Raw genomic sequence first — 20,744 nt, forward strand, 5'->3', positions numbered from 1 at the left:
CAGATGAATGATGGCCCTCTCTCAAACCTAGTTAAGCACTCAACACTGTTTTGTCTGACGGTGATGCTAGCTGGCTGTTTCCGTGATGGCCCCGGAGACTTATTCGACGACTACCAAACCAAGATAGCTAGAGTACAAGATGTTGACCAGATAAAAGAGGAATGGGAATTTGAAAACCTACCGAGAAAAAGAGAACTGTTGATTGACGTGCCATCGCTTTCTATCGGTCTCATCGACAGTTACCAGCTTCGTCAGTGTGGATTGTTCAATCTGATTGCAGAAAGAAATTCGGTTCTTGGGAAAGTCGCGGATGAGTTTCGTAATTACGATTATCAAGTCGCCCTACTTGCAGGTGTTGGCAAATGTTTATCCGCTAGCGAATTAGACCCTGAGGTCGTAGAGCTACTGAAAGAAATCGAGCAGCAGAAACTCACACAGTTTCCGCTGCACCAGTGGAATCTAATCTATGCCAGCGATGCCATGCAGTCGCAAATGCGTGGTAGTCAGTGGTTACGTGCTGATATCGGCGATCAGGTACGACAAACCAGTGGCGCCTTAGAACATCTCAACCAAGCGTTAAACGCGCCGCTCGTTTCCGGCAAGACTATTGAGGTTCAAGAAATATTAGAGAAGAGCTCTACGCTCGGGGATTTATACTATTCGCTCGCTCGTGCGTCAGTTGAACTTGATACCATCACCAAGCAACTCACTACTTTTGATGCGAACATCATCTGCGGAAAACAGCGAGACACAACGAAATTTCGCTACCTTAACAATGTGTTCGAGCAACAATATATTGGTCAGGTTCAACCTTACATGGCGCAACTGGATGGCTACTATCAGCAGCTAGCCCCGCAACTTGCTATGTTTGACGCACAGCCTGAGCTACACAGTTATTACTTTCCCATCAAAGATGCGCATCAAGCCTTTCGATCATCCACTCGCCGCCACGTTGATTATTGGCAGCAGCTGTTTAAGCGCTGCGGGCGCAAAGTCGGTCGTTAATCCCGGCTTCAAATATCAAATAATGGACAGTTGTTGATCTCAGTCCCTAACAATTAATTCTTAGCTTTTAGTACCTTTCTTAGCGTAAGTCTTCTTCCTTGTCCCACCACTTTTACGGCGCTTAAAGGCCGGTCTTTCCACTTTAGGAAGATGACGTAGGGATTCAGGAACTTCACCCGTTTTTACCTTGCCCATCAAGCCGTCGATCTTGCTTTCTAACTCTTGCATGAAAGGTTGATACGCTTGATTTCGTTCAGCCATGCCTTGCAACTGATGCTCCCAGTGAGCCGTCATGTCGGGAAAGGTCGAGTCCTCAGGTAAAGCATTAATCAAGCCTCTTCCCGCCGGACTACTATGGATGCTTTTACCTTGTCGCGTTAACAGTTGTCTCTTGAATAAAGTATCTAGAATACCCGCTCGGGTTGCTTCTGTGCCAAGACCATCGGTCTCTTTCAAAATGGCTTTAAGGTCTTTGTTTGCGACAAAGCGCGCGATACCAGTCATCGCTTGTAGCAAGGTCGCTTCCGTGAAGTGCTTTGGTGGCTCAGTTTTCTTATCACCAATAATGCCTTCACGACACGTCAACACAGTTCCTTTATCCAGCGGAGGAACCGTATCTGTGCCATCACCTTTTTCTTCAGTGTCCGTTTTACCCATCAACACTTTCCAGCCCGTGTTGATAAGCTGACGTCCTTTAGCGATGAACACGCCACCAGCGATATCAAAAACCAGCTTAGCATCAGCAAAAACCGCAGGTGGGTAGAATTGCATTAGATACTGACGAGCGATTTGCTGATAGATTTTCATCTCATTGGCAGACAGACCATTCACCGATGATTTCTTCGGTGTTGGGATTATCGCGTGGTGAGCATCAACCTTGCTGTCGTTCCATGCTTTTGATTTAAGAGAAAGGTCCGCACCTTGAGCACCACTTTGCAGATCTTTCGCATTGTTAGCGATAGCATCCACGACCGACTCTCTTTGTGAGTAGTGATCTTTAGGTAGATAGCGGCTGTCAGAACGTGGGTAAGTGATGAGTTTGTGCTTCTCGTACAACGACTGACAAGTGTCGAGTACCTGTTGAGCACTCATACCAAAACGCTTAGACGCATCAATTTGCAAGGCTGACAACGAATAAGGCAATGGCGCAGCTTGTTTACTTTGCTTTTGCTCTGATTCCGTCACCGTCGCGGGTTGATTCGTAATTCGGTTAGCCACGTTCTCAACCAGCTTTCGATTGAGCACGCGACCTTCTTCATCTTGCCATGGTTTACATGCTTCGCTTGGTTTCCAACGCGCTCGAATATCAAAGCTCTGGCCGTTGTTTTGATAAGGGATCAAAGCGTGCAGAGTGAAGTAATCTTTCGGAATGAAGTTTTCGATTTCTTCATCACGTCTTACAACCAAACCAAGTACTGGCGTTTGCACTCGCCCTACCGACAACACGCCTTGGTAACCCGCCTTTTGACCAAGCAAGGTGTAAGCTCGGGTCATGTTCATGCCATATAACCAATCGGCTCTAGAGCGTGCTAAAGCAGAAACAGACAATGGAATAAAATCTCGGTTACTGCGCATTTGAGAGAGCGCACGCTTCACTGCTGGTAAGTTCAAATCGCTGATCAGCAGCCTGTCCATCGACTCTTTCTTGGCCTTGGACACCTTGCAGTAATCAATCACTTCGTCAACCAGCAACTGCCCTTCTCTATCCGGGTCACCCGCATGGACAATTTGTGTCGCGTCCTTCAATAGCTTTCGGATCACCGTGAGCTGTTTGCTGGAAGTCTTGCGTGGTCTCAGCTGCCATTGCTCCGGCACGATAGGAAGATCGGCTAAGTTCCACTTCTTATAACGGTCGTCATAAGCGTCTGGCTCAACCTGCTCCAATAAGTGTCCAATACACCAAGTCACCACATCCCCATTGCCACACTTAATAAACCCTTGGTCTTTCTTCTGTGGATTCGGTAGTGCGGCGGCAATAGCGCGGCCTAGGCTTGGTTTTTCAGCAATGATAAGACGAGACATGTTTTTCCAGATGCTACAAACAATTAGGGCCACATTATCTAATGTGGCCCCTAGAAATCAAGGAAAACTGGTTGTTTATACAGTTAGCATTCCACTATTCAAACTTCAGCTTTCTTTACAAGAACTCGACGAACTTTGAGAAGTCACGTTCTGGCGCTTTCATTGGCGTACAGCCCGGAGTACCTAAATACAGGAAGCCAACAATTTCATCGTCGCCTTCTAGGCCAAATGCTTGGTGTACTTCAGGGTGGAACATCCACTTACCTGAACGCCAAAAACCTTGGAAACCTTGAGCGACGGCCGCCATTTGCATCGCCTGTGCAGCGCAACCCGCAGATAGGTGTTGTTCGAATGCAGGCACTTTCTCGTGCTCGGTCACTTTTGCAATCACGGTAATCACCATTGGAGCTCGAAACGGCGCTTTTTTAACTTTCTCGATAACCGCTTCTTCGCTTTCATCGGCTTGTGCGGCGCGCACCAAGATGTCTGAAAGCTTTTGTAGACCAGAACCTTGCGCGATAACAAAGCGCCATGGTGTTAGAGCTCCGTGGTCTGGAGCTCGTAAGCCCGCTTTGATGATGTTTTCTAATGCTACACCTTCAGGTGCTGGATCAGAGAGTTTTGCGATTGAGCGTCTGTTGAGCAATAGATCCAAAGCATCCATTTGAAGTCCTTACTAATTTTTATTGTTTGTATAGTTGAACTGTAGCACAAAACACAAACGATAATAAATCTCAACAGCTGTCCATTTGAAGCCATATTTGAAACGACAGTAGAAACAATAAAGGCTCCTAAATCTATGACTTAGGAGCCTTATTTATTTTTCCACTTCAAGCTAGTTTAGCGAGAAAATTTAACGATGTTCTAAGGCTTGATAACCCGCTCTACAGCTTAATAGCTAGCTCAACACCTTGACGGATAGCTCGTACCGCATCCAACTCACCGGCATAATCAGCACCGCCGATCACGTGAAGCTTGCCACCAAACTCTTGCCACATGTCTTCGAATGGACGAACTGAAACCTGACCCGCACACACGATAACGGAATCGGCATCGAGTACCTGATCTTTCTTACCAACGCTGATGTGCAGACCTTGGTCGTCAATCTTGTTGTAGCTCACGCCACCAAGTAAGTTCACACCACGTTTTTCTAATGTGCGTTTATGAATCCAACCTGTAGTTTTACCTGGGCCTTTACCGACACGCCCGACTTTACGCTGCATCACCCAAACCGTTTTATCACTGAACGAATCAGGATAAGGATAAAGTCCCCCTGGGTGTTCCATATTCTTATCAATGCCCCATTCATGCAGCCAGTCGTCCAAGCTGTGAGAGGTCGGCTCTGTCAGCATAGTTGCCACATCAATACCAATACCACCGGCACCAACAATCGCGACTTTTTCGCCTACTGGTGTCTTTTCGCGAATCAAGGTTTGATAGTCGACTACGTTTTCTTGATCTATCCCTTCAATATCAAGCTTTCGAGGTTCAACACCGGCCGCCATTACGACTTCATCGTACTTCAACAACATCTCAAACGTCGCTTCAGTATCCAGTTTTAAGTTCACGCCTGATGCATCTATTTGGTTAGCAAAGTAACGAATGGTTTCTCTGAACTCTTCTTTCCCCGGAATCTGCATTGCCAATCTAAATTGTCCACCGATACGGTCATTTTTCTCAATCAGATCAACATTATGACCACGCTGTGCCAACGTCGTCGCACAGGCTAAACCAGCAGGCCCAGCGCCAACAACAGCAATAGTTTTGGTCGCTTCGGCAGGTTGCACAACAATTTCAGTTTCGTAACAAGCTCGAGGGTTCACCAAACAGCTCGCTCTTTTGCCTTTGAATACGTTATCAAGACAAGCTTGGTTACAACCGATACAGGTGTTAATGAACTGAGCTTGGTCTTGAGCCGCTTTATTTACGAAATCAGGGTCAGCCAAAAATGGACGAGCCATTGATACCATGTCGGCCTGTCCTGAGCTGAGGATACGTTCGGCCTCTTCTGGCGTGTTGATACGGTTACATGTCACCACTGGGATAGACACGTATGGTTTAACTTTTTCCGTCACCCAAGAGAATGCCCCTCTTGGTACTTGAGTCGCAATCGTAGGAACACGAGCTTCATGCCAACCAATACCAGTATTGATAATGGTCACGCCCGCTTCTTCTAGCTTCTGAGCCAGAAGTACAACATCTTCGAACGTGCTACCTTGCTCAACCAAATCCAGCATCGATAAGCGGAAAATAATGATGAAATCTTTACCCACCGCTTCGCGAATCGATTTAACGATCTCTAATGGGAAACGCATGCGCTTCTCATAAGAACCGCCCCATTCGTCATAACGCATGTTGGTACGTTTACAGATAAATTGGTTAATCAAGTAGCCTTCAGAGCCCATGATCTCAATGCCGTCATAGCCAGCAACCTGAGCTAGTTCTGCACTGTTGGCAAAGGCACCGATGGTTTTTTTAATTTGACGAGGGCTCATCTCACTCGGTGCAAACTTAGCGATTGGCGCTTTGATGCCCGAAGCACTTTGCGCGAATGGGTGCATTGCATAGCGGCCAGCATGCAGCAACTGAAGGGCAATTTTACCGCCATGCTTATGCACGGCCTCGGTAACAACTTGGTGAGCTTTTGCGTGCTTAACTTTACTGAACTCAGCACTAAATGGGGTCAATCTGCCACGTAAATTAGGAGAGAAACCACCGGTAACAATAAGGCCAACGCCTCCTTTTGCTCGCTCTTCATAAAACGCGGCAAGCTTGTGGAGGCCTTCTTTATTTTCTTCTAAACCCGTGTGCATTGATCCCATCAATACACGGTTACGTAACTGAGTAAATCCAAGATCGAGTGGTTCGAGTAAATGTGGGTACATGGCAGACATCACTTCTATTATTATATCCTTGTGGTCTGACCACAATATAACTCAATCACCAAAAGTTCAAACAACCGTTTACATTTTTGTAACACCGATCATAATGCTGAAGGTATTAATCGTTCAGAAACCCTTAATTTGTCTACACTTAATGAGAATATATATCGATTAACAATTCTTGGTGTAGTTTGAGCTAGGGAATTATCGTAGGATACTAAGCAGTTCATATTATTGAGATTAATAGTACTGTTGCTTGTTAAAGCCACGTGATCTCACTGCGGAGACATAATGAAAAAGATATTCAAATTTATAGGTATGATCTTTAAAGGGATTTGGAAGCTCATCACGTTTGTGCGTCTTGCGCTCGTTAACCTCTTCTTTTTACTCAGTATCGCCATCATCTACTTTGTATACTTCCACTCAGACACAGCTCAGCCCACCGTTCCACAGGAATCGGCTTTAGTACTTAACCTGTCTGGTCCTATCGTGGAGCAAAGTCGCTATATCAACCCGATGGATTCGGTCACGGGTTCACTGCTTGGCAAAGACCTTCCAAAAGAGAACGTCCTGTTTGATATTGTTGAGACGATTCGCTACGCCAAAGACGATGACAACGTTACGGGTATCGTTTTAGCACTCAAAGAACTGCCAGAAACCAATCTGACCAAGCTTCGCTACATTGCCAAAGCACTCAACGAGTTCAAAGCAACTGGCAAACCAATTTATGCGGTGGGTGACTTTTACAACCAAAGCCAATACTACCTAGCCAGCTACGCAACTAAAATCTTCCTATCACCAGATGGTGGGGTTCTTCTTAAAGGCTACAGCGCTTATTCGCTTTACTACAAAACGTTATTAGAGAAGCTAGATGTCAACACGCACGTTTTCCGTGTTGGTACCTATAAGTCAGCTATCGAGCCTTTCATTCGTGACGACATGTCAGATGCAGCGAAAGAATCTGCTTCTCGCTGGTTAGGCCAATTATGGGGAGCATACGTTGATGACGTAAGCAACAACCGTCAGATCGATGCTAAGACCTTGAACCCAAGCATGGACTCTTTCTTAAAAGACCTTGAGTCGGTTGATGGCGATATCGCAAAACTGGCAGAGAAGCTTGGTTTGGTTGACGAACTGGCAACTCGCCAGCAAGTACGACTAGAGCTTGCTGACGTCTTCGGCAGTGATGGTCAAGACAGCTATAACGCGTTTGGGTACTACGAGTACCGTACAACCATGCTTCCAGACCTAACAAGTGAATCGCACGATGTTGCTGTGATTGTTGCTAGCGGTGCAATTATGGATGGTAAGCAGCCACGTGGCACCGTTGGTGGTGATACGACAGCAGCACTACTTCGCCAAGCGCGCAACGACGACAAAGTAAAAGCTGTTGTACTTCGTGTAGACAGCCCAGGTGGTAGCGCATTTGCTTCAGAAGTGATTCGCAATGAAATTGAAGCGATCAAGCAAGCGGGCAAGCCGGTTGTTGTATCTATGTCTAGCCTTGCCGCTTCGGGTGGTTACTGGATCTCGATGGGAGCGGACAAGATCCTGGCTCAACCAACGACCTTAACTGGTTCGATTGGTATCTTTAGTGTTATCACAACTTTCGAAAAAGGGTTGAACGATATTGGTATTTACACTGATGGCGTTGGTACGTCACCTTTCTCTGGTCTTGGTATTACGACTGGGCTTAGCGACGGCGCGAAAGATGCGTTCCAAATGGGCATTGAAAACGGTTACCGCCGATTCATTAGCCTAGTTGGAGAGAATCGCGGCATAGAAGTCGATGCTGTCGACAAGATCGCTCAAGGCCGAGTATGGACTGGCCAAGATGCAATCCAGAAAGGTCTAGTCGATGAAATTGGTGATTTTGATGATGCGATTGCAGCAGCGGCTTCACTTGCGGAGCTTGAAACCTACAACATCTACTGGGTAGAAGAACCACTTTCAACGACTGAACAATTTATTCAAGAATTTATGAATCAAGTTCAGATGTCGATAGGCTTTGATCTTCAATCAATGATTCCAAGCAGTTTACAACCTGTTACTCAGCAGTTAGCTCAAGATAGCCAGCTGTTAGGCAACTTTAACGACCCACAAGGCCGATACGCTTTTTGCTTAAACTGCCAAGTTCAATAAGATAAGCTCAACGCTTTGTTATCAAGAGGCGCCTCTGTGTGAGGCGCCTCTTTTTATTGCATGATAATTCGCTATAATCGCCCCCCTGTTCCCTATATCACACTAAGTATTAATCGCCATGGAAAGAAAACACATCTATATCGCGTATACCGGCGGCACAATTGGCATGCAGAAGTCTTTGGACCACGGCTATGTCCCAGTCGCAGGTTTTATGGATAAGCAGCTAGCTGGCATGCCTGAATTCCATCGCCCAGAAATGCCTGAGTACACCATTCATGAATACTCTCCATTAATGGACTCTTCAGATATGACGCCACTTGATTGGCAGACTATCGCTGATGATATTCGCGCGAACTACGATAAGTACGATGGTTTCGTTATCCTACACGGTACAGACACAATGGCTTACACCGCCTCTGCTCTGTCTTTCATGCTGGAAAACCTCGGCAAACCTGTGATTGTTACGGGCTCTCAGATCCCATTGGCAGAGTTACGTTCAGACGGACAAGCCAACCTGCTGAACGCTCTGCACATTGCAGCGAACTACCCGATCAACGAAGTGACACTGTTTTTCAACAACAAGTTGATGCGCGGTAACCGCAGCACAAAATCACACGCAGATGGCTTCAATGCGTTTACCTCTCCAAACCTAACCCCATTGCTAGAAGCGGGTATCAATATCCAGATCAGCAATAACGTTAAGGTAAACGAGCAACCTGAAGGTGCTTTCAAGGTTCATAACATTACTCCGCAACCCATCGGTGTAATCACTATGTACCCAGGTATCTCACATGAGGTGATTCGCAACACGCTACTACAACCTGTTAACGCAATGATTTTGCTTACTTTTGGTGTTGGTAACGCACCACAAAATCAAGAGCTACTTCAGCACTTAAAAGACGCATCAGAACGAGGTGTGATTGTAGTGAACCTAACTCAGTGTTTGGCGGGTAAAGTCAATATGGGTGGTTACGCGACGGGTTGCGCACTAGCAGAATCTGGAGTTGTCAGTGGTTACGATATGACACCAGAAGCGGCACTGGCGAAGTTACATTACCTGTTGAGCCAAAACTTAAGCTACGAACAAGTGAAGGATCAAATGCAACAAGTGTTGCGCGGTGAGATGAGTTTATAAGCTTGTTCAGCTATAGGTTTAGAGGTTTAGAGCTATAGGTTCAGAGGTTTAGCTATACGTTTAACCAAAACCTTCGCATTAACCCAGTCGTTTTATGGGAATCGCAGGCGTTTAACGTGAACTAAATCGTTTTATTGCTTATAAATAAACGGCTTAACAGTTAAAGGGGTGGCACAGTGTCACCCCTTTGTGTAATTTAAGCCTAATGATTCGGGTTAACCCTAACAATATCTTCTTGGTCTGACTTAAATTGCTTCTTAAGCTCAGACTTAGATTTAAAGCTAATATCACCACCAGCTGCAATTGTCATATGTTGAGCTTCGGAGTTATGTTTAGATTGATATAACATAACTGCTTGCATACACGAGTCGCGCTGTTCTTTAGAGAGCGCCGTACCTTCTGGCCATTTACCCGTCTCAACGGCATAAGTTAAACGTTCGTAGACCTCGGGTGTCATTGCGCTAAGAAGTTGTTCTGCATCCATGATAAAGCCTTAGTTTTAACAATTTTCACCAGAAAATAACCCGTAACAGAATTGAGTCAAGAACCTGACCGATAATAAGTGCATTCGATCACAAGTGAAGGAATATGAAAATGATGAAACGGTTGGCGATTAGCCTATTACCTTTCACTCTGGTTGGGTGTCTTGAAGGAAATAAAAATACCGATCAACTCTGTCAAAGTAATCCGGGGCTGCAGTGTGAGGAATTGAACATGAACGATGGGCAATGTCGCGTCGCACGTACCGACCTCATCTGGCATCGATTTGAAGTTCAGAAGCAACCCTCCGAAGCCAATAAGATTAAAGAGTTCAAGTTAGTCACGGCGTACAAAAAGTGCCTAGAGCTTGCGGCGCAGATCGAGACGATTGACCAATCTAAGCTGCAAGAGCGTCGCTTTACCTCTTTAATGCACAGCATCGAAGAGTCTGAGCGTATTGTAGATGAACTATCGCAATCCAATACACCGGAAACGCTTTACTTCTTGTGGTCACAAACCGGGGACACCAACGCCAGACGCAGTTTCCTACAGCTAGAAGGGAAAGAAGCGTTAAATACGGCAGAAATGCAATATGCCTTAGCAACCTTCTATACCACCCGTGATCATGCAAAAACGCTTAAGCTACTCAATAATGCGTTAACGCTTTCAAACGGTTCGGTCGTCAACACTGAAATCTTCAAGTCGATGGCCAGTATCAACCACAGCCTTGGTCATATGGAAAAAGCGTACGTGTGGGCAATGGTTGCCAAAGACTTTGATGTACCCATTGCTTCTGAAGCTGAACTCACTGTGCTGTATCGTTTCGACAAACCTCAATACAAACAATTCAATGATGATGCTGAAAAGATTGTCGAAGCCATTGAAGACGGCGTTTACACCGCGTCTATAGTGCCGAACTATTAGTTTTGATTTCTTAATGCATAAAAAAACAGCTACCGTCATGGTAGCTGTTTTTATTTGTACTAGAGTTAATTCTGAAATCTTGGGCTGTTCAGTAGTCCTTAATCGACAAGTACGACCTGTAAGGATTAAACAATAGTGACAAGTTATTTCGTACTTTTGTCATTTTTGTTGAAAATTAACGACACAGAATTAACACAGAATCGCTCACCTGTTGTCTGCGGGCCATCAGGAAAAACGTGACCTAAATGGCTATCACATGCCGTACAACGGATCTCCACACGCTTCATTCCGTGACTTAGATCCTCTATATAGCGTACCGCTTCATCACTTACTGGGGCATCAAAGCTTGGCCAACCGCACCCAGAGTCATATTTGTTATCCGACAGAAACAAAGGGCTTTCACAGCATGTGCAGCTATAGACACCAGTGTTATGGTTGTGCAGTAACTTACCGCTATATGGGGCTTCAGTACCACGTTCACGGCACACAGCAAATTCGTCGTCCGTTAGGCGCTCACGCCAGTATTCATCAGGCTTTATCATATTTCCTCCCTTTTGAACCACGTTAATATCTCTCCACATTCTCAGTTATTATATTTACTTTTTTCTATAAAGGCTTGCATATCAGTCGTTTTGTAGCACATACTTTCTCACCAGGAAACATTGTACATATACACTCATAAGTGAATCATCATTTAGGGGTATTTTACCCAACTGGAAGGGTACAGAGCCACTTGCAATGGTCAATTTTCAACCACTTACGCCCAATTGTTAAGAAAAGCGTCGCTTTTTTTTGACATTAAACAAGTTAAGTCGGATTATCTATTGCAGATGTATACTGGATTCTGTAATTTTACTACCAGTTATCTTTAATCAGAAATTAAGTTGTGGAGCAACTACAATGACTATCAAAGTAGGTATTAACGGTTTTGGCCGTATCGGCCGTTTCGTATTCCGCGCAGCTCAAGAGCGTGCAGACATCGAAGTAGTAGGTATTAACGATCTAATCGACGTAGAGTACATGGCATACATGCTTAAGTACGACTCAACTCACGGCCGTTTCAACGGTACTGTTGAAGTTGAAGGCGGTAACCTAATCGTTAACGGTAAAACTGTACGTGTTACAGCTGAGCGTAACCCAGAAGATCTTAAGTGGGATGCTATCGAAGTAGACGTAGTTGCTGAAGCAACTGGTCTTTTCCTAACTGACGAGACTGCACGTAAGCACATCACTGCTGGCGCTAAGAAAGTAGTTCTTACTGGTCCTTCTAAAGATGCAACTCCAATGTTCGTAATGGGCGTTAACCAAGCATCTTACGCTGGTCAAGACATCGTTTCTAACGCTTCTTGTACTACTAACTGTCTTGCACCTATCGCTAAAGTACTTAACGATAAGTGGGGCATTGAGTCTGGTCTTATGACTACAGTTCACGCTACTACAGCAACTCAAAAAACTGTAGATGGCCCTTCTGCTAAAGACTGGCGCGGTGGCCGTGGTGCTTCTCAAAACATCATCCCATCTTCAACTGGTGCTGCTAAAGCTGTAGGCGTTGTTCTTCCAGAACTAAACGGCCTTCTAACTGGTATGGCTTTCCGCGTACCAACTGCTAACGTATCTGTAGTTGACCTAACTGTTAACCTTAAAGCATCTGCATCTTACGAAGAAATTTGTGCTGCAATGAAAGAAGCTTCTGAAGGCGAAATGGCTGGCGTTCTTGGTTACACTGAAGACCAAGTAGTATCACAAGATTTCATCGGTGAAGTTCAAACTTCAGTATTCGATGCTAAAGCTGGTGTTGCTCTAACTGACAAATTCGTTAAAGTTGTATCTTGGTACGACAACGAAATCGGTTACTCAAACAAAGTTCTAGACCTAATCGCTCACATCTCTAAGTAATTTCTTTTTAGAAATAGCTTTAGATAAGCATTAGCGAAGACTGTTTTGAGCAGACTTTGAAAAAGGCGACCTTAGTGTCGCCTTTTTAATACCTGCTATCTTTTAAGCGGCTTCGACCCCGACCACCAAAATGCCTTGGCTAGTCAAACACTTAAACTAAAACTAAAACTAAAAACTTAAATCAAAACGCAAAATTTAATTCCAATACTGGCTCTGCTTGTCACTCATAAAATCACAAGCACTGTTCTAGCCAGCATTTGAATTCAATTTCCTTAGAAGGATCATGTAATGGATTTATCTATTCTACCTACACTGACAGTACTTTCTGACAACGTGACTATCGTTGAACACGAAGGTGTAAAATTGGTTCGCGTTATCCACGATAAAGCAAACGCAGCCATTTCATTGTTTGGAGGCCATGTGGTGTCATTCCAACCACAAGGTCAACAAAACCTTATTTGGATGAGCCAACAAGCTAAATTCGATGGAAAAACAGCCTTACGTGGTGGTATTCCAGTATGTTGGCCTTGGTTTGGTCGCATTGCAGCACCGGCACATGGCTTTGCACGTTCAAGCGAATGGCAATTAATTGAGCACCGTGAAAGCGAAGCAGGCGTTATTGTAAGCCTAGGCCTAAAGCCTAGCGAAGCGACTCTGGCAGTGTGGCCGCATCAGTTCGATGCTCGACTGAATGTTGAAATTGGTGACCAACTAAAAGTAACGTTGGACGTGAAGAATACAGATTCACAACCATGGACTTTCTCTGGCGCACTGCACACTTACCTAAATGTAGGTGATATTCACAACACAACCACAACTGGCATGGGTGCTGAGTACATTGATAGTCTGCAAGGTGGTAAAATCTGCCAAGGTGGTTCTGAACTGGTACTGACCGATACGATTGACCGCGTTTACACGCAACCAGAAGCGCAAATCTTTGTTGCTGACAAAAATCTGGATCGCACACTAACGGTTGAGAACCACGGTCATAACTCTGCAGTATTGTGGAACCCGTGGGCGGAAGGCGCTGCAGGTATGGGCGATATGCAAGACGACGGTTACCTAACCATGATGTGTATAGAATCAACACTACACGCACCAAGCCTAGAAGCTGGTAAAACGCTACAGCCTGGCGAGAGCCACCAGCTTATTACGGTTATCTCTTCGAACTAAGCTTCTAGCTAATCGAATTAAAAAAATGCAGCTCATAACGCTGCATTTTTTATTGCCCCGAACCTCACACGTACCGTCCAGTAATCAACGTCTTAACACAAGCCAGTAGTCCATCGCCTCTCCGTTTAAACCCACGCCACATGGTTCTCATCACTCTAGTTTATAAATATAACTATCAATTCATTAATTATTATCAATTACTGCCGATAAATAAGTACCTATGATAGAAAGCTCAATAACAAACTTCCTTAAAACCACTTAACAACACCTCAATGAAGACAGGATAGTGAATTCATGTTCGAGAAATACAAAAATCAAAGTGTTGGCTTCCAACTTAAGTTGGTCATTTTGCTGTGCTTGCTTATTGCCTTTGGCTCCATTGCAACACTCGTGTACCGCAATGCCTCACAGGTATTATTAGACAACACGTTAAAAGAACACCAATCCAAAGTAGAAGCGATGGCCAAAACCATCTCTGGTCAGTTTGATGCTTACCTGCATACCGCTAAAGTTTTAGAATCCACTTTTCGTAACGGTTACCTAGCAGGTGTTTATGTTGAAAGTTATGACGTTGAGTTCAACGGTCATTCAATTCCCAACATGACTCAATATGGTGAGAGCCTAATAAATGACACTAAACTCGTTGATAGCTTTACCCGCGACACCGGCGCCGTAGCAACCCTATTTGCCCCATTTGGCGACGACTTTATTCGTGTCTCTACTTCTCTTAAAAAACCTTCAGGCGAACGAGTCGTTGCGACCACGCTAGGGAAAAATCATCCAGGCTATAGCAAACTCAAAAATGGCCAGCCTTATTACTCTCAAGTTAAGCTCTTCGGTCAACGTTACATCACCTACTATGCGCCTTTGACCAATGCTCAAGGCAAAGTAAACGGTGTCTCTTTCATTGGTCTGCCAGTAGAAGAGGCGACTCAAAGCCTGTTTGAATCTCTACGCTCTGTTTCTTGGGGGGATACGGGATACACCATCATTGTTGATAACGAGAAAGAGCATCAAGGCCAGTACTTACTGCACCCTACTAACGTTGGCGGTGGTAAATCGATTGTTGATGTTGCTGACTACGACGGCAACAAACCTTTCTATCAGATCTTTGAACAGCAATCCGGTTTGATTCTCTACCCTTTTGAGTACCAAGGAACGGTAGGCGAAAAGTATCTCGTCTACACTGAAGTTCCTGGTTGGGATTGGAAACTACTTGGCGGTACTTTTATCAAGGAAGTGACCAAGGGCAGTGATGAATTACTCGAGCTCATCGCTATTATTGCTACCTTGATTGCTGCCGCTACCATCGTCGCGTTAACCTTCGTGTTAAACCGTACACTGACGCCACTAACGACGTTAAACGAGTACATGCTGCGTTTAGGAAAAGGCGAAGTAAGCCTGCATATCCCAAACAATGGCAAGCAAACAAAAAACGAGATCAGCAACCTAAATACCGGCGTTGCGAACATGGCTGCTCAATTGAATACACTCGTGGGCGAGATACGTACGACCAGTGATCAAGTTCAGAATAGCTCGAGCAGTGTGTCACAAGATGCCAGCCACAACTTAAGCCAATCTGACCGCCAGCAAGCACAGGTTGAGCAAGTCGTTACCGCCATTGAAGAGATGGCCACCTCTGCAGAATCTGTAGCGCAGCAAGTGAACAGCATTGCTGAAAATGTTCGCCTTGCCAATGAAGACAGCCAGAAAGGTTTAGAAGTCGTTGAAGGTGTGTGTATTGATGTTGCCCAACTGAATGATCAATTAGACAAGTCAGCATCGGCCATCGAGCAAGTGAGTTCTGATAGCGAAAGCATTCAAACCGTCACCAAGATGATTGATGACATCGCAGAACAAACCAACTTACTTGCGTTGAACGCTGCGATAGAGGCTGCGCGTGCGGGTGATCAGGGTCGTGGTTTTGCCGTTGTCGCTGACGAAGTAAGAACATTGGCTCATCGTACACAAACGTCAGTGCAAGACGTAGTGAGCATCATCGAGAAGTTGAAATCTTCCACTAACAATGCCGTGAACCTGATGACACAAAGCCAATCGAATGCCAACCAAGTACTCGATAAAGCGCAAGAAGCAGGCACGGCTCTAGAGTCGATAGCCTCTCAAGTTGAGTCTATTGCTTCTCAAGCTGAAACCATCGCTGCGACATCAGAAGAGCAAGCTCAGGTTTCTCAAGAAATAGCAGCGAACGCGCATGCGATCAGCGATTTGAACCAACAAAGCCGTGAAACTAGCGCCAAGACCTCTCAAAGTGCTGATGAACTTCAAAAACAAGCTGAGTCGTTAAAGAACCAAGTTAACTTTTTTAGCTAGAAGCCGAGTTCACTTTTTCTATCAGTGACTTGCTCATTACCAATAGAGCCAACCATACGTTGGCTCTATCTCTTCACTAACAGGCTCTACCTATTCACAGATTGCCGTTAGCCAAGACAGCTGCGTTTATTCTAGCGCCCCACTATGCTTCCTGTTAAAATTTTGGACTTGAAATTTCTACCTCGAGTTTGCAATGACTTACCAATGCCCTTTGTGTCACCAACCTTTATCTCAAAACGATCGTACGTTTAAGTGTGAAAAGAACCATCAGTTCGACCTAGCGAAAGAAGGCTATGTCAATTTGATGCCAGCACACCACAAACGCTCAAAAGATCCAGGTGACAACAAAGAGATGATGCAGGCTCGTCGCCGCTTCCTTGAAGGCAACCACTACAATCCAATGCGCCAAGCCGTTGTTGGTTTATGCGCTAGCTATCTGCCAGAAACAGCCCCTAGCCTATTAGATATAGGTTGTGGTGAAGGTTATTACACCAATGAAATTGCGGTAAACCTTCAAGAAAAGAATGGCGCTACTTTTGGTCTAGATATCTCTAAGATTGCTATCAAATACGCCGCTAAACGCTACCCAGCGGTCGACTTCTCAGTCGCTTCTAGCCATCGCCTACCCTTTGCGGAAAATAGCTTAGACGGCATTCTACGCATTTACGCGCCTTGCAAGGCAGAAGAGCTGCAACGCACCATCAAAGACAATGGTGTGGTGGTCACCGTGACACCTGCTAGCCGACACCTTTATCAGCTGCGTGATGCGATTTATGATGGCGTTCGTTTGCACGATGAAGATCCAGAGATGATCGAAGGTTTTACTCTTGAGCACCAAGAGCAACTAAACTATATGATGGAACTATCGGGGTCAGACGCATTCGACCTGCTACAGATGACGCCGTTTGCTTGGAAAGCGAGTGAAGAATTTAAACAACAACTCACCGATTCAGGGCAATTCAACTGTGAAGCTGACTTTATGCTACGAGTGTACCGCAAACAACTTAATTGATATTGATTATCGTTTGCATTGAAATCTCATCTTGCCTCCTTTAGTATGCGTGTTCTTCAAGGAGGCATTTCATGCAACGTATTATTCTTATCGGATTAGCTACCCTGCTTACAGCTTGTGCTAATCAACCTTCAAACAACACTTCTCAACAAGTGGCTAACACGCAAACGCAAGCCGTTTCCACATTCTACGACTACCAATTCGCGTCTCCACAAGGCGAAGCGCTTTCTCTCAATGCATTACCTAAACAGCTGATTGACGCTGATGTGGTTCTTATTGGCGAATGGCACACTCACTCGGCAATCCATCGCTTCCAAACCGATTTTTTAAAAGTGCGCCGCAACGCCACATCAAACATCGCGCTTTCAATGGAACAATTCACTCGAGAGCATCAAGACACATTAAACCAATATCTAAATGATGAGATTGGCGAACAAGTTCTTATGTCTCAAGCCGCTGCTTGGCCAAATTACGAAAGTGATTACCGCGCGTTAGTGGAGTTCGCTAAAACCAACGACGTCAATATCATTGCGGCAAACGCACCAAAATCCTTTGTACAATGTATCGGCCGTAAAGGATTATCCTATCTAGATAAGCTAACGACGGAACAACGTCAATGGATTGCTTCAGAAGTGGATACTGGCGATAGCCTTTACAAAGAAAAGTTCATGGCTTCGATGCATCACGGAACACCAGAGCAAACAGAAAAACAGTTTGCGGCTCAAGTAACATGGGACGAAACCATGGCAGAGTCGATTGTTGATTACCTCGCATCAAACCCAGACCAACAAGTGATTCATGTGGCCGGTAAGTTCCACACCGAAGGTGGTTTAGGCACTGCAGCATCGATTCTACGTCGTAACCCTGATTTGAAAATTGCCATCATCAGCCCAGTTGAAGAGATCTCATCGGATAGCAGTGACTATCAGCTTGAAGTTCTCTCGCCACCGGTTCGCTTTGTTAAGAAAGAGAACCGAATGAAGGCATACAAGCACCTATCTAAGCGCGGATCCGATCTCAAGTGCGACTAAACTCGCTATCCAGACTTAATCTTATTCAAGTTTAGGTCTGGATAGCTATAAGTCTGGCAAACTAAAAGCTTGTTCAATCGCGCCCTAAGATAAATATTGATATCGGCATAGGAATTGCTTAATTACCAAGCAGTTTTGATTAAGCAGACGAAGATATATTGTGCGAATAAAAAAACATCACCACGGTGATTAAATGCACAAGTTTTTCACACCTCTGCCGATACTATATTTAAGAATAGGTAAGGAGAGCAATATGACGCCAGTAGGAACGAGTAACACTCAGCTGTATTCACCTTCGCAAATGAACGCACAAGCTAAAAGCATTGAAGCTGACAAGCCTGCACCTCTTAAGGTTGAGCAAAATACCGTTAAGCTTTCCGATGAGGGCAAAGCCCTATTATCTGCCCTTAAAGAAATCGATAAAGAAGCCAAGAAAGTCGAAGCTGAAAACGCGACCGTTACTGATAAGGTTGAGTCATTTGCTCACGGCGCATTAGGTATGGATCACCCAGATAAGATTGAAGAAGAGGACGATGGTTCTTATTCAGCAGGGCAATACTTATCCGCAGCGGCAACGGTTGGTGGCATTCTTCTCGCTCTTATATAACTTTCCTTTACGGCATTCCTTTCACTGCACCACGTGCATTGTTTGCACAGCACTGCTCACATTGACCCTATTGCTCTGAGCCTCTTTCATTACAAAAAATCGATTTGTCGTCACGACAACAGACCTGATTTGTCCTAAAAAACGAGTTCACGACATAATTCCGCTCTCATTTTAATGGAATAATACTCGTGAAAAACTCTTTTGCGCTTATTGATAAGCCAACCTTTTTTGGTGCGATAGCACTCCTACTCACGATCATCTTCCCGCTGATTATGTTCCCGACGCAAGGAGCAGACTGGATCGCGGTCGCTAAAACCTTTATGACAGACCAACTTGGTTTCTTGTACCTAGCGCTTGGACTCGCAGCTTGTGCCTTCATGGTTTACGTTGTGTTCAGTGATATGGGACAAATTAAACTGGGTGAAGCCGATGAAGAACCTGAATTTAAAACCGCTTCATGGGCAGCAATGCTTTTCTGTGGTGGTATCGGGGCAAGTATCTTGTACTGGGGCTGTATCGAGTGGGCTTACTACTACCAATCACCTCCTTTTCAACTAGAACCCGGCAGTGAAGAAGCCGTTCGTTGGGCTGCGACCTATGGTTTATTCCACTGGGGTCCAATTGCTTGGTCTATTTACCTAATCCCTGCTATTCCAATTGCCTACTTTTTCTATGTACGTAAACAACCTGTACTAAAAATTTCTAGTGCATTGATGCCAGTATTGGGTGAACACCATAGCCGCGGCGTTGCAGGTAAAGTTGTAGATATCCTATTCATCTTTGGTCTATTAGGTGGCGCAGCAACAACGTTAGGTTTAGCAGCACCTCTTATTACTGAAGGTCTTAACCACTTATTCGGCCTACCAAAAAATAACCTAACTCAAGTTATGGTGCTTTTGGTTTGTACTGCTATATTCGCATACTCATCGTATGCGGGTTTGGAAAAAGGCATCAAGATCCTCAGTAACATCAACTTCTGGGGCGCAATGGGACTATTGATATTCGTCCTAATCGCTGGCCCAACGATTTTCATGCTTGAGACGGGTCTAGACTCGATTGGTCGCCTATTGTCTAACTTCTTTGTGATGGCAACGTGGGCAGAACCATTCGGCGGCTACGGTACGTTCGAAAATACGCATTTCCCACAAGATTGGACCATTTTCTACTGGGCATGGTGGCTAGTTTTTGCACCAAGCATGGGCCTGTTTGTTGCGCGCATCTCTCGCGGCAGAACCATTAAACAAATGGTGTCAGGCTCTATCTTCTTTGGTTCATTAGGCTGCTTCTTATTCTTCATGATCTTAGGTAACTACGGTTTATCCCTACAGTTATCTGGTGAGCTAGATGTCGTTGCAATCCTAAACGAAGAAGGCGCAACCAAAGCAATTTTCTCAATGCTGGCACAACTGCCAATGAGCACGTTAGTGATCGCAGTATTTACACTGCTGTGTATTATTTTCACTGCGACAACCTTTGACTCGATTTCTTACATTCTGGCTTCTGTGGTTCAGAACAACGTGACCGAAGAGCCAATGCGTTGGAACCGTATGTTCTGGGCATTCACACTGTCGTTCTTACCAACGATTCTGATGTTCTTGGGCGGTCTAAGCACGCTTCAAACGGCTGCGATTGTTGGTGGCTTACCGCTACTGGCTATCTCTGTGATGTTGATGATCTCAGCCGTTCGTGCGACGAGCCTCGATTTGCGTCACCAAGAGAATTACATCGAGCCAACGATTAACATCGAAGAGCTGCCAGACATGGACCCATGGTCGGCAGAAGGTATGGCATTGGCACAGTTCGAGAAAGAGAAAGACGCAGCACAAGAAGCCGCAGAACTTGAACGTGAAGCTTATAAAGCCCTTGCTGATGTGAAGAAAGAAATCCGCGCTTATGTTCTTGAACAGGGTGCACAAATGGAAACACATGAGCTTCCTGAAAACCTACAACAAGCACTTGAGCAGGCTGAAAACAACCTAAGCACAGCTCAAGCGAAAAAAGTTGAGTTATCAGAGCAAGCTCAGAAAGCTCGAGTCGCGTTCAATCAGGTGGTTGCAGAACTGCCACTTGCTTGACATTAGCCATGACACAGTCCATTTATTTG

The 20,744-nt window shown here is 45.0% G+C and carries 16 protein-coding genes; 11 read left to right on the forward strand and 5 right to left on the reverse strand.

Annotated elements, in window-relative coordinates:
• The first annotated feature begins 3 nt into the window (after positions 1-3).
• On the forward strand, positions 4-1,005 hold the full coding sequence (locus AC3CIA_RS11145; RefSeq protein WP_237300046.1) for a DUF3080 domain-containing protein: 1,002 nt from the start codon (positions 4-6) through the stop codon (positions 1,003-1,005).
• A gap of 60 nt (positions 1,006-1,065) precedes the next feature.
• On the opposite strand, the gene AC3CIA_RS11150 is transcribed toward AC3CIA_RS11145, so the two are convergent.
• From AC3CIA_RS11150 to AC3CIA_RS11160, 3 genes are all read right to left on the reverse strand, one after another.
• Positions 1,066-3,027 (reverse strand): DNA topoisomerase III, encoded by a 1,962-nt coding sequence (locus tag AC3CIA_RS11150; protein ID WP_488518125.1) that lies wholly within the window; start codon positions 3,025-3,027, stop codon positions 1,066-1,068.
• 115 nt (positions 3,028-3,142) lie between these two features.
• The gene (locus AC3CIA_RS11155) at positions 3,143-3,691 is read right to left on the reverse strand and encodes an NAD(P)H nitroreductase (RefSeq protein ID WP_265974376.1); all 549 of its coding nucleotides are present in this window, start codon (positions 3,689-3,691) and stop codon (positions 3,143-3,145) included.
• Positions 3,692-3,911: 220 nt separating this feature from the next.
• Positions 3,912-5,921 (reverse strand): NADPH-dependent 2,4-dienoyl-CoA reductase, encoded by a 2,010-nt coding sequence (locus AC3CIA_RS11160; RefSeq protein ID WP_171314190.1) that lies wholly within the window; start codon positions 5,919-5,921, stop codon positions 3,912-3,914.
• Positions 5,922-6,200: 279 nt separating this feature from the next.
• Here AC3CIA_RS11160 and sppA point away from each other — a divergent pair, with 279 nt between their 5' ends.
• Positions 6,201-8,051 carry a signal peptide peptidase SppA gene (gene sppA / locus AC3CIA_RS11165; protein WP_488518126.1) on the forward strand — a complete coding sequence of 617 codons (1,851 nt, stop codon included), beginning with the start codon at positions 6,201-6,203 and terminating at the stop codon, positions 8,049-8,051.
• A gap of 118 nt (positions 8,052-8,169) precedes the next feature.
• Positions 8,170-9,186 (forward strand): asparaginase, encoded by a 1,017-nt coding sequence (gene ansA / locus AC3CIA_RS11170; RefSeq protein WP_004734091.1) that lies wholly within the window; start codon positions 8,170-8,172, stop codon positions 9,184-9,186.
• 202 nt (positions 9,187-9,388) lie between these two features.
• Here ansA and AC3CIA_RS11175 read toward each other — a convergent pair whose 3' ends face one another.
• Positions 9,389-9,670: a YeaC family protein gene (locus AC3CIA_RS11175; protein ID WP_004734093.1), complete on the reverse strand. Its 282-nt coding sequence runs from the start codon at positions 9,668-9,670 to the stop codon at positions 9,389-9,391.
• 113 nt (positions 9,671-9,783) lie between these two features.
• On the opposite strand from AC3CIA_RS11175, the gene AC3CIA_RS11180 reads away from it, so the two are divergent.
• Positions 9,784-10,590 carry a DUF2989 domain-containing protein gene (locus tag AC3CIA_RS11180; RefSeq protein ID WP_029222678.1) on the forward strand — a complete coding sequence of 269 codons (807 nt, stop codon included), beginning with the start codon at positions 9,784-9,786 and terminating at the stop codon, positions 10,588-10,590.
• A gap of 143 nt (positions 10,591-10,733) precedes the next feature.
• On the opposite strand, the gene msrB is transcribed toward AC3CIA_RS11180, so the two are convergent.
• Positions 10,734-11,171, reverse strand: a complete 438-nt coding sequence (msrB, locus tag AC3CIA_RS11185; protein WP_017072517.1) for a peptide-methionine (R)-S-oxide reductase MsrB — start codon at positions 11,169-11,171, stop codon at positions 10,734-10,736.
• A 319-nt stretch (positions 11,172-11,490) separates the two neighbouring features.
• Here msrB and gap point away from each other — a divergent pair, with 319 nt between their 5' ends.
• The 7 genes from gap (at position 11,491) to AC3CIA_RS11220 (ending at position 20,715) form a co-directional block, all read left to right on the forward strand.
• Positions 11,491-12,486: a type I glyceraldehyde-3-phosphate dehydrogenase gene (gene gap, locus AC3CIA_RS11190; protein ID WP_026012234.1), complete on the forward strand. Its 996-nt coding sequence runs from the start codon at positions 11,491-11,493 to the stop codon at positions 12,484-12,486.
• Positions 12,487-12,774: 288 nt separating this feature from the next.
• Positions 12,775-13,659, forward strand: coding sequence for a D-hexose-6-phosphate mutarotase (locus tag AC3CIA_RS11195; protein ID WP_488518127.1), 885 nt, complete (start codon positions 12,775-12,777; stop codon positions 13,657-13,659).
• Between the two features lie 294 nt (positions 13,660-13,953).
• Positions 13,954-15,990, forward strand: a complete 2,037-nt coding sequence (locus tag AC3CIA_RS11200; RefSeq protein ID WP_488518128.1) for a methyl-accepting chemotaxis protein — start codon at positions 13,954-13,956, stop codon at positions 15,988-15,990.
• 193 nt (positions 15,991-16,183) lie between these two features.
• Entirely contained in the window at positions 16,184-17,002 is an 819-nt protein-coding gene (gene rlmA / locus AC3CIA_RS11205) for a 23S rRNA (guanine(745)-N(1))-methyltransferase (RefSeq protein WP_488518129.1), read from the forward strand.
• 71 nt (positions 17,003-17,073) lie between these two features.
• Entirely contained in the window at positions 17,074-18,033 is a 960-nt protein-coding gene (locus AC3CIA_RS11210) for a ChaN family lipoprotein (protein ID WP_488518130.1), read from the forward strand.
• 253 nt (positions 18,034-18,286) lie between these two features.
• Complete coding sequence (locus tag AC3CIA_RS11215) at positions 18,287-18,640, forward strand: hypothetical protein (RefSeq protein WP_004734101.1); 354 nt, start codon at positions 18,287-18,289, stop codon at positions 18,638-18,640.
• Between the two features lie 188 nt (positions 18,641-18,828).
• Positions 18,829-20,715 carry a BCCT family transporter gene (locus AC3CIA_RS11220; RefSeq protein WP_488518131.1) on the forward strand — a complete coding sequence of 629 codons (1,887 nt, stop codon included), beginning with the start codon at positions 18,829-18,831 and terminating at the stop codon, positions 20,713-20,715.
• Positions 20,716-20,744 lie beyond the last annotated feature (29 nt).

The sequence above is a fragment of the Vibrio sp. QJM3NY_27 genome, from assembly GCF_057785955.1.

What these genes read in the sequence shown, in the direction of transcription:
- AC3CIA_RS11150 (WP_488518125.1), bottom strand. Translation starts at nt 3,027, where the DNA reads ATGTCTCGTCTTATCATTGCTGAAAAACCAAGCCTAGGCCGCGCTATT.
- AC3CIA_RS11210 (WP_488518130.1), top strand. Translation starts at nt 17,074, where the DNA reads ATGCAACGTATTATTCTTATCGGATTAGCTACCCTGCTTACAGCTTGT.
- AC3CIA_RS11180 (WP_029222678.1), top strand. Translation starts at nt 9,784, where the DNA reads ATGAAACGGTTGGCGATTAGCCTATTACCTTTCACTCTGGTTGGGTGT.
- AC3CIA_RS11175 (WP_004734093.1), bottom strand. Translation starts at nt 9,670, where the DNA reads ATGGATGCAGAACAACTTCTTAGCGCAATGACACCCGAGGTCTACGAA.
- gap (WP_026012234.1), top strand. Translation starts at nt 11,491, where the DNA reads ATGACTATCAAAGTAGGTATTAACGGTTTTGGCCGTATCGGCCGTTTC.
- AC3CIA_RS11195 (WP_488518127.1), top strand. Translation starts at nt 12,775, where the DNA reads ATGGATTTATCTATTCTACCTACACTGACAGTACTTTCTGACAACGTG.
- rlmA (WP_488518129.1), top strand. Translation starts at nt 16,184, where the DNA reads ATGACTTACCAATGCCCTTTGTGTCACCAACCTTTATCTCAAAACGAT.
- AC3CIA_RS11155 (WP_265974376.1), bottom strand. Translation starts at nt 3,691, where the DNA reads ATGGATGCTTTGGATCTATTGCTCAACAGACGCTCAATCGCAAAACTC.
- sppA (WP_488518126.1), top strand. Translation starts at nt 6,201, where the DNA reads ATGAAAAAGATATTCAAATTTATAGGTATGATCTTTAAAGGGATTTGG.
- AC3CIA_RS11215 (WP_004734101.1), top strand. Translation starts at nt 18,287, where the DNA reads ATGACGCCAGTAGGAACGAGTAACACTCAGCTGTATTCACCTTCGCAA.
- msrB (WP_017072517.1), bottom strand. Translation starts at nt 11,171, where the DNA reads ATGTGGAGAGATATTAACGTGGTTCAAAAGGGAGGAAATATGATAAAG.
- AC3CIA_RS11160 (WP_171314190.1), bottom strand. Translation starts at nt 5,921, where the DNA reads ATGTCTGCCATGTACCCACATTTACTCGAACCACTCGATCTTGGATTT.
- AC3CIA_RS11200 (WP_488518128.1), top strand. Translation starts at nt 13,954, where the DNA reads ATGTTCGAGAAATACAAAAATCAAAGTGTTGGCTTCCAACTTAAGTTG.
- AC3CIA_RS11145 (WP_237300046.1), top strand. Translation starts at nt 4, where the DNA reads ATGAATGATGGCCCTCTCTCAAACCTAGTTAAGCACTCAACACTGTTT.
- ansA (WP_004734091.1), top strand. Translation starts at nt 8,170, where the DNA reads ATGGAAAGAAAACACATCTATATCGCGTATACCGGCGGCACAATTGGC.